This is a genomic window from Anaerovibrio lipolyticus DSM 3074 (assembly GCF_900141865.1).
In the GTDB taxonomy this organism is placed as follows: domain Bacteria; phylum Bacillota; class Negativicutes; order Selenomonadales; family Selenomonadaceae; genus Anaerovibrio; species Anaerovibrio lipolyticus.
Genome location: NZ_FQYW01000011.1, coordinates 101,729 through 116,177 on the forward strand (window position 1 = coordinate 101,729; position 14,449 = coordinate 116,177).

The following is a 14,449-nucleotide window of genomic DNA, read 5'->3' on the forward strand; positions in this document are numbered from 1 at the left end:
TAACCCCAAAGCCAATATGATTTGACTCTGGGGTTATTATAGTTTATTTCTTTATGTCCAATTTCAACCTACACTCAATTAAAACTTAAACTGGTGCAACGAATGCTGCAGGTCTTCAGCCAATTTTGACAAGGATTCACTGGCAGTGGCAATTTCGCTGGCAGAAGCTGACTGCTCCTCTGTAGCAGCCGAAACAGTCTGCATTTCGTCAGAAACCGCACGTCCCTGCTTATCGATATTTTCCACCTGTGTAGTGATATTCTCTGTATCGGAGGTTGCGGAATGAACGGCCTGACTCATCTGCTTGACCTCCTGGGTAACTTCATTTACCAGTGACTCTATTTCTATAAAATTCTGTCGCAGATTAGCCACAGACTCAGCCCCAGCATCCACTGTAGCTCTGCCCTTCTGCATAGAAGTAACCGCCTGCTGGGTTTCCTGCTGAATCCCCGTAATAAGCTGGGTAATCTTTTGAGCGGCTTCACCGGACTGCTCGGCCAGCTTACGGACCTCCTCAGCTACTACAGCAAAGCCACGACCATGTTCTCCAGCACGGGCAGCCTCAATAGCCGCATTGAGCGCCAGCAAATTGGTCTGCTCCGCTATACCGGAAATTGTCTCTACGATAGTACCAATCTCCTGAGAGCTTTCTCCCAGCCTATCCACAATTTCTGAGGAATCCTGAACCCCAACAGCACCATTACGAATCTGCTTAATTGTCTCCTCAATGGATTTTAAGCCCTGTGCCGCAGACTTTGCTGCAGAATCTGCTCTGGATGCCACATTATTGGACTGATTATCAATGGCAGATACGGAATCATTTATATTGCTGACTGCCTGGGTACTGGACTCGATAGCTCCCTGCTGTATCTGCACTGCACCGGCAGCATCAGTTACGGACTGAGCCACCTGAGTAGAGGCCTGGGCTGACTGCTGGGCACTGGCGGTCAGCTCTTCACCGGCAGCCGCAATCTGTTCAGCACTGGAGCTGGTCTGACGCATAAGCTTATTAAGGTTTTCACGCATAATACATACTGTATCTGCCAGCTCACCTATTTCATCGGTAGTGGTGATGGTACGAGGAGTAATACGAAAATCTCCATCACCCATATGGCGACAGGTCTCCATCATTCTATTCAACGGGCCAGTAATTGCTTTAATAATCAGCATGGAGAAAGCAAACAGGGCAATCAAAGCAGCAACACTGAACAAAACCATCATTCTGCTGGCTGAAGTCGCATCACTTTCCATCTTCTCAAAAAGGGCCTGAGAATTTTCTTGGGCCTGCTTTTGCTGAGCCTCCAACAATAAACGCAGCTGCTTGGTGGCATCACCGGCATTTTTACTGAGGTATGTTGCACCCTCATCCTTATTATTGGCTTCTGCCAAAGCAATTACTTGATCAATGGCAGCGCCAAAAACCTTCCACTTTTCCAGAATAGCGGCATTGGCTTTCTCTGCCTCAGTTCCTGATGTAGCCTGCTCATACAGCTTCCAGTTGGATTCAAAGTTTTCCCTTATTTCCTTCTGGTCATTTCTCAAATCATCAATTCGCTTCTGATCCTTGGCGGACAGGGAAAGGGCACCTCTTGACTGCATGTCACGGAGCATGTATTTTATCTCACCTATGCAATACAGTTGCTGCATATTTTTTTGATAAATAACCTCCAATGAATCACGGGATTCAGATATGGTGGAATACCCACGATAGCCGATGAGAGCCATACCGATAGCGGCAATTACCACAAGGGTTAATATCTTATACACCATCTTCAAATTGTAAAAAAAATTCATTTACATCCCCTCTTTTCTTACTATAATCATTCACTTATTGCAAGTATTCTATCTTCAAAGTTAAAATCCTTTAAATTTTTTTAATAATTCTTGAAAACAAAAAATTCGTTTAACCCTCATTCAACTTTTCCAAAGCCTTTACCCCCAAAATATCTTTTATTTTCCCCTTGGCCTGGGCCTTAATGTCATCGTTAATGTACATCTGTGCCAAAAGCAGGGCTATGCCAATGGCTGCAGCATCATCGGTATAACCGGCTATTGGTGTAAAATCTGGAATAAAGTCAAATGGGGAAATCAAATATCCCAAGGCACCATAAATTCCAGCCTTAACTCTCATGGGGCAATTGGGGGACTGGGCCACATAATAAAGCTGCAACGCCTTATAAATAAGGCCAATACCAATGGCAGTAACATTTTCCTTTATTTTATTCCAAAGTCCTTCCTCAGAATAATCATCCACATATTTCTCTACTTTAATTTTGCTGAAATCAACATCAATTGTTTTATCCTTCATTATAACCACCTCGACAGCTACATTTCTACAAAGCAATACTTCTTTCCTGCTAAAGATACATTAAAATAAAAAATCCCCAAAGCCTTGATATACAAGACTTTGAGGTTAGTTCCAAATGGTGCGACAGGAGGGATTCGAACCCCCGACCCACGGCTTAGAAGAAGCTCGGTGGGCTTTATCCTGCGTTTTTCCTGCCATTTGTCCATTATATACACTACTTTTTTACATTCTTTCAGCCCAATGTCTACATTTTACACATTGTTTGTTTTGCTGTTGGGGTACAAATTGTGGTACAAAGCTTTTGTGTGCACCTATTAAAACTCCATGAATAATCATGAGAATAACATGTATATATTGTCAATCCCTAAGCTTCTCCAACTTTGTCCAAAGCCACCCTTTCCAACTCAGTACTAACATAAAAACCAGCCCTGCGCATCATGGCAATACATTTCTTTACGCTATCTATATACCCAAGTTTTTTAGCTTTCATCAAAACACCGACTGTACCAGTTACCTTTATCCCAAGATAACGGGCCGTTTTTCTGGCCGCATTATCATCAATGACAGTCAAAACATCCTCACCCAGCTCCTGGGCCAAAATCATTACCTCAACTTCACCAGCGTGAAGTTTAGCTTTATACATTCTCCTGTCATCCTGCGAGGCAATACTCCTTACATTGACCCATTCCAATGTCTTTATAGTGTGGCACGCAGAATCATCTTTTACAGTCACTTCATCAAAGACAGCCTGAGGAATAATGACATTACCATACATTTTGTGTAATATATCCAACATTCCTATTTTACTCAAAATTATCATAGGTGTAGAATTTACAATCACATCACGCATTATCAAAATCCTCTTGCAATTCATCCGCATCATAATTAAACACAGACACTTTGTTCTGCCCTAAGAAAAGCATAAAATCCTCTTCTGACATTCCGGCTATTTCAGCACAATAACCTATAGAAACGTGATGGTTCACATAGCAATACAAAGCTGTGGCACGCTTCACCATTTGCTCAGCCTCTATACGATTCATGCAAGTATCGTATAGCACTTCTTCTGGTATATTTATTGCAACCTGACACATATTATCGCCTCCATCAAACATTTAGAGTCACAAATATTATTATCGATTCCTATATTTTCCTTATTATAGCATATTATTTAGCATATTCGTTCCACTTTCTGCACAATCTAAAAAAGCCCTGGCGTATCGCCAGAGCTTGTGCCATGCCTCCAATGGGCATGGGCACACTATTCTTTCATATATTTTTCCAAGGCAGCTACAGCCTTATCCTGCTGGTGAGCTATAACATGGGCGTATACATCAAGGGTCATTTTTGCAGAACTGTGGCCTAATCTTTCACTCACTACTTTCACTGGAACACCAGCCTCCGCCTCCTGCACTACGTGGACATCTGGACATGCTGCTCTTATATTCCGAATCTGCCGGTCTATAGATTGCTCTTTCCTACTGATACGTGCATAACCATATATTTTATTCATATGCTTTCTCCTTATTTATTATTAAATCAAACGATATATTGATTGATAAATATATCTATAAATACTATAATATAATTGAGGATGGTGATTTACTATGAGAACCGTATCTGTTAGAAGTGCAATCCAAAATTCTGTTCCTATTTCTAATTTCAATAAAGGTATGGCCGGCAAAATATTCGCAGATGTGCGCAGCAACGGGCCTAAAGTTGTAATCAAAAATAATATTCCTGAATGTGTGTTAATGTCCCCTGAGGAATACATATCTTTATTGGACGAACTTGAAGATATGAGACTCTTGGCAATGGCCAAAGACCGTCTTTCCCATACTTCCGGTAAAACTATTAGCCATGAGGAAATCATGAAGAAGTATGGCATCAGCCAAGATGACCTTGATGAAATGGAGGATGTTGAAATAGAATGAGCTGGAGCATCGAGTATATACCAGAAGCCGAAGATGACTTGGATAGACTTGATGGTTCCCAAAGGAATATCGTGCTGAAAGGAATCAGCAAAGTTGCCAAGAATCCGTTGCCTACTGATGAGGGTGGTTACGGAAAGCCCCTTGGCAACAAACACGGCATCAATCTATCCGGCCTTCTCAAAATCAAATTACTGAAACTTGGAATCAGGATAGTATACGATTTAAAGCGAGATGAAAAGGGTATGAGGATAATTATTATCGGAGTCAGGGCAGATAATGACGTTTACGAATTGGCCGAAAAAAGAATACAAAAATTATGATTATGAACCGCTGCTTGGAGTAGTGGTGTTGTTATGTGTCATATTTGACGCTCATCTGACATATTATCGCTCCTATCTTGTAATGAATTTTCTTTACAATGTCTTTATTTTTCTTTATAATTGAATAAAAAGGAGGTAATCGAAATGGAGCAGGTAGCTGTAAATTTCCGCTTGGAAAAAGAATTAAAAACAAAGATGGAAGCTGTTTGCAAAGACATGGGAATGACCATGACTACAGCTTTTACCATTTTCGCAAAGAAAGTATGTAGAGAACGCCGTATCCCTTTTGAAGTGTCCGCTGATCCGTTTTACTCCGATGAGAATATTTCACGTTTGAAAGCATCTATTGCTCAGATGGAAGCAACTGGCGGTACTGTCCATGAGGTAAAATACGTTGATTAAATCATGGACTGATGACGCTTGGGATGATTTCTGCTATTGGCAAAAGCAGGACAAGAAAACCTTAAAGCGGATTCTGAATCTCATAAAAGATATTGACAGAAACGGGTACTCTGGTATCGGAAAACCGGAACCTCTGGGTGAGAATCTGTCTGGTTACTGGAGCCGGCGCATTGATGATGCTAACCGTATAGTCTATAAGATTGAGAATGACACCATAAAAATAGTCCAATGTGGCTCTCATTACCGGGATAAGTAGTATCGGTACAGCTCTCTGTGTTATGCAGGGAGCTATTTTTATATTATTGTTGACGTTCCGTTCTTTGGGACATTGGATACCTCCTCCATAACCTTTACAAGTTTTGATGTTATCTTTTTTACAGGTCTTTCAATAAAGAACCAACACCTATACTATCCTTAGAAGAGCTGTGTGAACAGCTTTCAATCGGTAAAAACGCTGCTTATGAATTACTGAGGTCTGGGAAAATCAAAGCCTTTAGAATTAAACGGATATGGAAGATTCCTCAAACCAGTGTCAACGAGTACATCCAAACTGCTATAAAATGAAAAATTCCCCTTGGTTATAACGACCAAGGGGAAAACTATTTTGTAATTTGTATAATTATACTTAAACTGTAGTCAAACATTACCTAAATTAATTACATTTTTTACATTCTCTATTTTGCTATTGGGGTACAAAATGCTAATGTGGACAAATGCTCAGATTTCGCCTGAAAATAAAAAAGCCCCAAAGCCTTGATACACAAGACTTTGAGGTTATTTTTAAATGGTGCGACAGGAGGGATTCGAACCCCCGACCCACGGCTTAGAAGGCCGTTGCTCTATCCAACTGAGCTACTGTCGCAAATAAAAATGGTCGGAGCAGCAGGATTCGAACCTGCGACCCCCTGGTCCCAAGCCAGGTGCTCTACCAAACTGAGCCATGCCCCGATCGTGCCTTCGCTTAACGCGTCAACACAATATATAATATACTAATTTGCAGACCATGTCAAGTAATTTATAACGCCATTGCTCAAATTTTTCTTCTTTAGAAGAAAAATCTTCCAATTAGCGTTTCCCTAAAGGACTAACTCACTTCGTTCGTGTCGCAACGAGCTGGGAGATATGCTCGCCAGCTGTTGTAGTTTGCTATCCCCCACCTAAAGAGGTGGGGGACATCTTAAAGCTCGTTATATATATTTTTAAACAAGAAAATAAAATTACACCAGACGCTTCAAATCATCACGCATCTTAATAATCTCATTATATCTGTCCATGGCATCAGCTGGCATATTACCGGCACGCAGCTCCTCGGTCAGAGCAGCAACGATTTCGTACATAGGAGTAATACCAAGATTTGCACTAACACCCTTCAGGTTATGGGCCATGCTAAAGCCATCCTCTACACTGTTTGTGGACAAAGCTGCCCCCAAGCCCTCAAAAACAGTATCATCAAGGAACTTCTTAAAACACTTTTCATAAAAGGCCTCATTATTCAAGAATCTGGCCATAGCCTCGTCAATTCCGCATCCCATAGATTTTAAGGTGTCTGTTAAAGCTGACATAATCGTCACTCCTTATAGTAAAAATAGAATATTGATAAACTATTGTCATACTCTCCTATTGTTAAGTATAGCATACACCATATTTTATGGATAGTAAATTATTAACAAATTAATAGGGCTCTCCAACAGATTATCGTTGAAAAGCCCCATATAATTCATTAATCGTTAATTATCCGGCCATCCGCCTTTTATCTGGTGCCAATATGCGGGCACTATTCAATACCACCGCCAAAGTTGCTGTGTTATGAATCACTGCCGACCACAGAGGATTAATAACTCCCAGGGCCCCCAGAATCATAGCCGCAGAATTTACCATAATAGTTGCCGTAAAATTCTGGTGGATAAGGTTCATAGTACGCCGTCCCAGCTGTAAAGCCTCTATCAGGCGTGTAGGATCCTCGGAGCGAATAGTTACTGCTGAAGATTCAGCCGCCAAATCCGTCTGTCTGCCTCCCAGGGTTACACCCACATGAGCAAAGGCCAGAGCTGGTGCATCGTTTATGCCATCTCCTACCATCATAACGGTTCCACGTTTTTTCAGCTTCATTACATGGTTTGCCTTATCCTCCGGCAGCACCTCGGCATGATAAGCATCGATATCCATATCCCTTGCCACTTCGCTGGCAACGGCTTTGGAATCACCGGTGAGCATTACTACTTCATCCACACCATGGCGACGCATCTGATTTAAGGTCTTTTTCATTAACGGGCGAATAGGATCCTTTATGCCAATAGCCCCCAACAGCTTGCCATCTCTGGAAACATAAATATAACCCATGGTAATGTCTTCCACGGTTATTTGCTCCATACCGGAAACGTTCCGCTCCTGCATGAGCTTGGCACTACCCACCAGCACCTCGCCGCCTTTATAGTCCTCAAAATCCGGTACAATTGCCGTCATACCACGGGCTACAATGGTCTTGGAGGATTTATGCTGTGGTACTGTCCATTCCTTGTCCTTGACATACTTTTGAATTGCCACTGCCAGTGGATGTACCGAATGATGCTCGGCTGAAGCTGCCAAAAGCAGCAGCTCCTTTTCATCCACATTCTCCACTGTAAGGATTGAAGATACCTGAGGCACGCCAATGGTAATGGTACCTGTTTTATCCAGCACTACTGTATCAGTATCTGCCAGAGCCTCAATATAGTTGCCACCCTTTACCAATATACCCTTTCTGGCTGCAGCACCAATAGCCGCAGAAATCGCTGTAGCCGTAGACAGCTTCAGACCGCAGGAGAAGTCAATAAAGAGAAGATTCAACACCCTTTGCCAATCCCTGGTGGCACCATAAACAATAGCCGCTCCCAGGAAGGAAATTGGCACCAAAAGGTTTGCCATGGTATCGGCAAAATTCTGTACCGGAGCCCTTCTGGTCTGGGCCTCCTCCACCAAGTGTACTACATGGGCAAGGGAAGTATCATCTCCCACCTTCTCAACCTTGATAACAACCTCACCAGCTTCCACCACACTGCCTGCGTACACTGGCAATCCCTTTTTCTTCATGGCAGGTGCTGATTCTCCGGTAATGGATGCCTGATTAATGGCCGCTGTTCCCGACAATACCTGTCCATCGATACAGATTTTTTCTCCAGTATGGGCTGCAATAATATCCCCAGCCTTAATTTCCTTTACTGGAACCTTTCGCTCAATACCATTATCCACCAGCCATACATAAGGCTGGTTCAAATTCAGCAATCCGGAAATATGACCACGGGCCTTTTCAGCCGCATAGCTTGTAAGCATTTCCGCACCATTGGAAAGAGCCAGTAAACTGAGGCTGGATTCTGGCTTACCTGCTAATACTGAGGCCACCACTGCTGTAGCAGTTAAGGTATCCGCATTTGGCCTGTTATCCCTTACCAGTCCCGTAACACCATTTTTTATGAAATTACGGGAAATATACAAAATCAGAGCACTGCGTAACAGCTTTACGCTGGCAAAAGCCCCAGGTGAAGCCTTTTTGAGAAGCTGCATGGCAATAAAGCTGCCCACAGACAAAAGAGCTTCACGGCGATAATCCGCCATTTCCGGCTCTTCGCCCTGCTTTTTGTAGGAATTCATAATACTGGCCACCAGCAAATTTACCTTAGAAGCTGGAAATACACCGTAGTACCATATTTTTAGCTCCATGCCGGACACAACAGCAGAAACTATACCCGATAAAGCTCTGAGACGAACGCAGAGCATTCTGCTGTCAGGCTGGGACAATCGTGCCCCCAATTTTATGCTATAACATTTAAAAGCCATTAAAACTTCCACCCCTTCATCATGTGAAGAGCCCACCATACCATGGTAGGACCAGATGGTCGCTGCCCCAATAGCAACATCTTACGAATACCGCGAATCAAAAAGAACACTGACAAAAGGGTTGACAAGTCAAACCAGCCATGAGTCAGGCATCTTACACGACTATTAAGAGAATCAGTGGTGTTATACCAATTAGTGGCATAAATAACAGGTGCCTTTCCTTTTTTTACAGGAATCATTGATTTTATCTGCACCATCAGAGAATCCATTGCCTTGTCATCTTTTTTATGGATGATTAAAAGACTGCCTGTAAGAAAATTGATTTCCACCTTGGAAATCTTTCTATCCTCTTTAAGCTTCTTCTCAATAAGAGCACCTAGAGCAGCATTGTTTACCAAAGCTTGAATCCGATAACGACGACGTCCTGGCAATTTACTTACTAAGGCAAACTCCTCTGCTTTAGCATGACCTTTGCCACAGCAACTGCCTTTGCTTATTTTGCCCGTTGCCATGGCATTTGCCTTGCCCCTCCAGCGTTTTTTACCGCCAATTATTTCATGGATATTACGCCCGATGGCAGCCCCCATCATAATTCCAGACATAAATGACATTATGTTACCTCCTCACATGGGTTTTGATATATTCCTCCACCCTAATTAATTCTTTATTGGCTCGCAATATCTGAGGGGTATATAAAATCAAAATAGAACCAGTAACTTCGTTTACCTTCACTTCATCCAATTCCCCAACCCCATGCAGATATTCCAGGACCTGCTGGCACTTTGCTTTATTACCGATAAGGGCCTTGCTGTACAAGCGCACACGTCCAGGTATATACGAAGACACTTCCACGGAGCGTACAAACAAATCCAATTTACTCTTTGGAAGATTTAAAACATCCATTAATCCCATTTTATTTACCACCTTTGCCGCATCCTGTCTTACTTTTTTGTAATGCTGCCAAGTATGTACTGCAGATACTCCAAGCCATATCATGCCACACAGGGTATGTACCCTTTTATTGGCAAACCATAAAGAAGCTGCAGTTCCAATGGCTGCTGCTCCCATTGGCAAAGACAACGGCATATTCTTAATTGTATTTTTAAAACTCTTTTTATCCATACTGCTTCACTCCCACAGCCAAATGAGTCTCTATTAAATATCTTTAATAAGAAAAAAGAGGCTGCTCCAGATATTCCAAAGCAACCTCAATTAAATCGCGCAATTACTCAGCCTGAGCTGCTTCCTGAGCTGCAATCATGTCCTCAAGCTCTTCCTTCTGACGCTGAAGTTCAGCTAAAGGAACCTGACCTGCTGGAAGCATGGACTGCTGCATAGCTGCCATCTGCTGCTCACGCTCCTGCATGAAACGATAGCCAAAAATGCCTGCAACTGCACCAACTGCTAAACCAATCCAAAAATCTGTCTTCTGAAACATTAAATTTTCCTCCTTCAACATATAACAACGAAGAATAACTTCGCTACAATTATAACACTTTTGTTAGCTTATGTTCAATAATAAAGATACTTAATTATTTGGTGGCTTTATGGAAATAATAATTGTTATCATTATTATAATCCATTATTCAAATCGAGTCCAGTTATTTTTATCTAATTAATTGTTCCGGGATGCCATCGGCTCCAATCTTAAATACTTCCTTATATGTTTCGCCAGTTTCTTCATTGAAGGCTGTCATAAAGAAATCATCTGGATCTGACATAATATAAAAGTTTTTCTCCATTTTCTTATTTTTATCAAAATTTGCCCTTTTATAGTTGGCAGGCACGTTTTCCCGGCGGCTGAGCCAATTCTTAAAAGGTACAGTAACTGGGGCTCCGTTTGAGATATCATATACCCTGGTACGCTCGAACTGTTCCCCTTCCTCCACTGCATCCACATATAAATACCGCCTGCCGTCTGCCAGACTTACCAACACCGGGCGAGCTTCTCCCTTGAAACCACTATCCACCAAGGTTTGTCCCCCTGCCACTACACGAACACCACTGTCTGTACCTCCCACCTCAACAACAGTGCTGCTACCATCGGCAAAGCCAGTACGTACCGGTAAATAAGGATACAGCTCCATACAGTAGCTGGCTGGCATAGAAGCATATTTTTCTTTAAACAGCCCTGGATAATCATCATAGAGAATAGTGGCATTAAATATACCTTCAGCATAACAACCAATAACATACGGGTTAAAGTAGAATGTAGCACCACAAGGATCAAGGCTCCAGGAGATAACTTCATCCAATACCATTCTGGAAACCATATCCTCCATCAGAGTGCTGCCCTCCTCCATAAAGGTAGCTTTTGGATAATCACGGCGAAGCTGAGCTTCAATAGCTCCTATAAGCACATTGGTATCGGTAAATACATCTGTTAGGCTCAATTCCTTGCCTGACCTGGAATCAAAATTCCTTCCCCGAACACCGTACATACCATGTACCCCACCTTCATAGGTATGAGAAAATTCCAACAGACTGGTAGCAACAGTATCAGCCCGGCGAATATATACATCTGTGCAATGCTCAAAGGGATAAAATACATAGGGCTGATATTCCTTACGCAAAGCCTTTTCCTGCTTTGCTGCATCAAGTATACCTTCCCTTATATCCTTGTGCTTCTTATTTACATCTTTGCAATATTGCCAAAGACTATCCTGAAGGCCTGATATTCCCTTTCCCTTTTCGGAGCCTACCACACTAACAAGTGTTTTTGAGGACCAAAGCAAGTCCCCATCCTTGTCTCCATCCCAGTAATATTTGGTATTTACCGAAAGCTGAACAGGCTGAATAGACCTATCCACAGGTATTTCAGCCTCGCATAGAGAAGCACTAAGTGCCAGCACCATTCCAGCCACTATTGCTTTTTTTAGACCTTTGTATTGAAACACTGCCATCTCCCCCTCGTACTTACAGATAGTCAAAACGGGCCATGCACATAGACACAGCCCGATATTAGACTAACAGCTTTTACAATTTAAATCTTCTGGTTTCGTCCTGTAGCTTGCCAGCCAGACTTGACAACGAGTGAGAAGCAGAAGCAATTTCTTCGCTGGAAGCTGACTGCTCCTCAGCTGCAGCAGAAATGGTCTGCGTTTCTTTAGAAGTATTACGGCTAATAGTGTCGATTTCGTCCACTGCCGTTACCACTTCCTGCATTCCTTTTGAAACAGTCTGAACTGCGGAATTTATTTCATTCATTTCATTCTTTATGGAAGCTACTCTATCCGTAATATCCTTGAACTGCTCGCCCACCTCACGAATAGCCTGGGTACCCAGAGCTACCTCCTCGGTACCGGTTTTCATGGCGGCTACAGCCTTCTCTGTATCGGACTGAATAGTGGAAATACGGCTTTTAATTTCCTCCGTAGATTCACGTGACTGTTCAGCAAGTTTTCTGACTTCCTCGGCAACTACAGCAAATCCTCTGCCGGCTTCACCTGCCCGGGCAGCCTCAATAGCTGCATTCAATGCCAGCAGGTTGGTCTGATCAGCAATAGCAGAAATACTTTCCACAATAGCACCAATTTGCTGGGAATTCTCCCCTAATTTCTTAACAACCTCCGCTGAATGAGAAACGCTCTGCTCGATACCACCCATTTTATCCATAGCATTACGCATAAGCTGAGCGCCATGCTCTGCAGAAGTAGCCATATTCTCAGTATTTTCTGTGACTACCCCGGCCTTTTCCGTCATTGCATTTATATCTACAAAGGCTCTATCTATATTGTCCTTAGCTTCAGTAACACTTGAAAGCTGTCTTTCCATGCCACTAGCCACACCAACAACGGTTTGAGCCACGTGAGTTGCTGCATCTGCTGCCTGCTGGGAGCTGGCTGTTAATTCTTCTGAACTGGAAGCAACCTGCTCAGCAGAATGGGACATTTGGGTAATCAATCCATGAATATTATCACGCATCGTGTTAAACTGTCCTGCCATCTGTCCAAATTCATCATTAGATTTAACCTCCAAATCAGACAAATGCAAATTCCCCTCTGACATTTCCTTCATGTGTCCTACAAGTCCACTAATGCTGTTAACCACATTATTAGAGAAGAACAACAGGGAAGCCATTATCAACACAATACCTATAATAGTAAGGAAGCTATATATCAACTTTAATCTTGCAATATCAGCAAATACAAAATCTGCTGGTACAGCTACAGCTGTAACCCAGCCTGTGACTGGCATACTCTCGTAGGCAATAACCATTTCCGTCCCGTCCACATCATCTATAAAATAGCCAGACTTATTAGATGCCATATCACTAAGATGATTCTTTAAAATAGGACTATCCTTGGCAGACTGCAAATTCTCGCTTTCATCAGCAGAGGCCAAAATAAGAGCAGAGGTAGGATTTATTATCATACCCTTGCCTTCCCCATCGTATTTTATATTTTTTGCTAATTCTGAAAGGGTATCCGTCTTAAACGTAACGCTTACTACACCGCTTGGAGCACCACTTCTGGTATAAGGTATACCAGCTGCACACACAATATCACCGGTTGTCTTTGATTTATACGGATCTGTAAAAATCAGTTTACCTGCAGCCTTGGCCTGAGTATACCACGCACGTTTTGTCCATTCTGCCTGACCTGTCTGGTTACCACCAGTGCGTGCCATACAGTAGCCATCCTCCATGGCATTGATAAGGTTAGTTACTTCTTTATCACTTGTTACTGCCTGAGTAAGCTCATGACTTCTGGCCATAGCCTCCTGATCAGCTGATAAATTGGTAAGAATAGATGCAACCCCTTCACCCAGCTGCCCCTTTTGTAGCAGCCAGGCCTCCGCAGCGTTATTATCTGCGTGAATAATGGAAACAATCTTTTCTTCAGTAGTTTCATTAACCGCGCTGGAAGCTGTAAAATATCCGATTCCCGATACAATAGCCATGATAAGACCAGCTATACCAGCTAGTGCAAAAAACTTTTGCTTAACATTCATATAACCACTCCCTTGCATTACTTAAATAAAAGACTGAACATCCGAAACACCATGTGAAATTTATTATTCTATATTTTAGCTTAATTTTCCTGCTAAATTGAATCATCTTTTTTCGAAAAACATTAGATTGTTTTGTGGAAGGATTGGCTGGAGACGACCCGTGAAAAATACAAATCTGCATAATAAAAAAGACTGCCAACAGACAGTCTTTTTTATTAACCGGCAACTTCCTATCCTCCCAGGCCGTCTCCAGCCAAGTACTTTCGGCGTTTATGTGCTTAACTACTGTGTTCGGAATGGGAACAGGTGGGACCACATAGCCATCATCACCGGATATTCAATTGGAAGTATGTACCTCCAAAACTATACAGAAACAAGCTCATCTTAAGAGTGCTTTTTAAGTTAAGCCCTCGACTTATTAGTACTGGTCCGCTTCACATGTCACCACGCTTCCACTTCCAGCCTATCTACCTCATCGTCTATAAGGAGTCTTACCAGATTACTCTGTGAGAGATCTCATCTCAAGGCGGGTTTCACGCTTAGATGCTTTCAGCGTTTATCCCTTCCGAACGCAGCTACCCAGCTGTACAACTGGCGTCATAACTGGTACACCGTTGGTTCGTCCACTCCGGTCCTCTCGTACTAGGAGCAGCTCCCTTCAAATCTCTTACGCCCGCGATGGATATGGACCGAACTGTCTCACGACGTTCTGAACCCAG

17 protein-coding genes, 2 tRNA genes and 2 rRNA genes are annotated in these 14,449 nt (G+C 42.6%); 5 read left to right on the forward strand and 16 right to left on the reverse strand.

Annotated elements, in window-relative coordinates; genetic code table 11:
* Positions 1-78: 78 nt before the first annotated feature.
* The 5 genes from B6K08_RS07395 to B6K08_RS13975 all read right to left on the reverse strand — a co-directional run bounded on the left by B6K08_RS07395 (position 79) and on the right by B6K08_RS13975 (position 3,821).
* The gene (locus tag B6K08_RS07395; RefSeq protein WP_039208677.1) at positions 79-1,794 is read right to left on the reverse strand and encodes a methyl-accepting chemotaxis protein; all 1,716 of its coding nucleotides are present in this window, start codon (positions 1,792-1,794) and stop codon (positions 79-81) included.
* Positions 1,795-1,903: 109 nt separating this feature from the next.
* Entirely contained in the window at positions 1,904-2,308 is a 405-nt protein-coding gene (locus tag B6K08_RS07400) for a YkvA family protein (protein ID WP_039208680.1), read from the reverse strand.
* Between the two features lie 364 nt (positions 2,309-2,672).
* The gene (locus B6K08_RS07405; protein WP_039208683.1) at positions 2,673-3,158 is read right to left on the reverse strand and encodes a PIN domain-containing protein; all 486 of its coding nucleotides are present in this window, start codon (positions 3,156-3,158) and stop codon (positions 2,673-2,675) included.
* Positions 3,151-3,402, reverse strand: a complete 252-nt coding sequence (locus B6K08_RS07410; RefSeq protein WP_039208685.1) for a UPF0175 family protein — start codon at positions 3,400-3,402, stop codon at positions 3,151-3,153. The genes B6K08_RS07405 and B6K08_RS07410 overlap by 8 nt, the downstream gene beginning before the upstream one ends.
* Before the next feature lie 167 nt (positions 3,403-3,569).
* Positions 3,570-3,821, reverse strand: a complete 252-nt coding sequence (locus B6K08_RS13975) for a recombinase family protein (RefSeq protein WP_039208687.1) — start codon at positions 3,819-3,821, stop codon at positions 3,570-3,572.
* 94 nt (positions 3,822-3,915) lie between these two features.
* Here B6K08_RS13975 and B6K08_RS07420 point away from each other — a divergent pair, with 94 nt between their 5' ends.
* The 5 genes from B6K08_RS07420 (at position 3,916) to B6K08_RS14195 (ending at position 5,528) form a co-directional block, all read left to right on the forward strand.
* Complete coding sequence (locus B6K08_RS07420; RefSeq protein WP_052212183.1) at positions 3,916-4,242, forward strand: type II toxin-antitoxin system Phd/YefM family antitoxin; 327 nt, start codon at positions 3,916-3,918, stop codon at positions 4,240-4,242.
* Positions 4,239-4,562 (forward strand): type II toxin-antitoxin system RelE family toxin, encoded by a 324-nt coding sequence (locus tag B6K08_RS07425; RefSeq protein WP_039208689.1) that lies wholly within the window; start codon positions 4,239-4,241, stop codon positions 4,560-4,562. The genes B6K08_RS07420 and B6K08_RS07425 overlap by 4 nt, the downstream gene beginning before the upstream one ends.
* Before the next feature lie 144 nt (positions 4,563-4,706).
* Positions 4,707-4,964 (forward strand): type II toxin-antitoxin system RelB/DinJ family antitoxin, encoded by a 258-nt coding sequence (locus B6K08_RS07430; protein WP_039208690.1) that lies wholly within the window; start codon positions 4,707-4,709, stop codon positions 4,962-4,964.
* Complete coding sequence (locus B6K08_RS07435) at positions 4,957-5,220, forward strand: Txe/YoeB family addiction module toxin (protein WP_039208692.1); 264 nt, start codon at positions 4,957-4,959, stop codon at positions 5,218-5,220. Before B6K08_RS07430 ends, B6K08_RS07435 begins: the two co-directional genes overlap by 8 nt.
* A 149-nt stretch (positions 5,221-5,369) precedes the next feature.
* Positions 5,370-5,528 carry a helix-turn-helix domain-containing protein gene (locus tag B6K08_RS14195; protein WP_072033471.1) on the forward strand — a complete coding sequence of 53 codons (159 nt, stop codon included), beginning with the start codon at positions 5,370-5,372 and terminating at the stop codon, positions 5,526-5,528.
* A gap of 221 nt (positions 5,529-5,749) precedes the next feature.
* Here the strand turns inward: B6K08_RS14195 and B6K08_RS07445 are convergent.
* From B6K08_RS07445 to B6K08_RS07495, 11 genes are all read right to left on the reverse strand, one after another.
* Positions 5,750-5,826 (reverse strand) — tRNA-Arg (locus tag B6K08_RS07445).
* Between the two features lie 9 nt (positions 5,827-5,835).
* Positions 5,836-5,912: transfer RNA gene (locus tag B6K08_RS07450), tRNA-Pro, on the reverse strand.
* A gap of 269 nt (positions 5,913-6,181) precedes the next feature.
* Positions 6,182-6,526, reverse strand: a complete 345-nt coding sequence (locus B6K08_RS07455; RefSeq protein WP_052212184.1) for an Hpt domain-containing protein — start codon at positions 6,524-6,526, stop codon at positions 6,182-6,184.
* A gap of 169 nt (positions 6,527-6,695) precedes the next feature.
* Positions 6,696-8,777, reverse strand: coding sequence for a heavy metal translocating P-type ATPase (locus B6K08_RS07460; RefSeq protein WP_039208695.1), 2,082 nt, complete (start codon positions 8,775-8,777; stop codon positions 6,696-6,698).
* Complete coding sequence (locus B6K08_RS07465) at positions 8,777-9,388, reverse strand: HMA2 domain-containing protein (RefSeq protein WP_039208696.1); 612 nt, start codon at positions 9,386-9,388, stop codon at positions 8,777-8,779. Before B6K08_RS07465 ends, B6K08_RS07460 begins: the two co-directional genes overlap by 1 nt.
* A 4-nt stretch (positions 9,389-9,392) precedes the next feature.
* The gene (locus tag B6K08_RS14270; RefSeq protein ID WP_327078472.1) at positions 9,393-9,899 is read right to left on the reverse strand and encodes an HMA2 domain-containing protein; all 507 of its coding nucleotides are present in this window, start codon (positions 9,897-9,899) and stop codon (positions 9,393-9,395) included.
* A 103-nt stretch (positions 9,900-10,002) separates the two neighbouring features.
* Entirely contained in the window at positions 10,003-10,215 is a 213-nt protein-coding gene (locus B6K08_RS07475) for a hypothetical protein (RefSeq protein ID WP_027398005.1), read from the reverse strand.
* A 169-nt stretch (positions 10,216-10,384) separates the two neighbouring features.
* Positions 10,385-11,674: a DUF3298 and DUF4163 domain-containing protein gene (locus B6K08_RS07480; RefSeq protein WP_039208700.1), complete on the reverse strand. Its 1,290-nt coding sequence runs from the start codon at positions 11,672-11,674 to the stop codon at positions 10,385-10,387.
* A gap of 79 nt (positions 11,675-11,753) precedes the next feature.
* Positions 11,754-13,730 carry a methyl-accepting chemotaxis protein gene (locus B6K08_RS07485; RefSeq protein WP_039208704.1) on the reverse strand — a complete coding sequence of 659 codons (1,977 nt, stop codon included), beginning with the start codon at positions 13,728-13,730 and terminating at the stop codon, positions 11,754-11,756.
* 217 nt (positions 13,731-13,947) lie between these two features.
* Positions 13,948-14,064 (reverse strand): 5S ribosomal RNA (gene rrf / locus B6K08_RS07490).
* A gap of 64 nt (positions 14,065-14,128) precedes the next feature.
* A 23S ribosomal RNA gene (locus tag B6K08_RS07495) occupies positions 14,129-14,449 on the reverse strand; the annotation flags it as partial.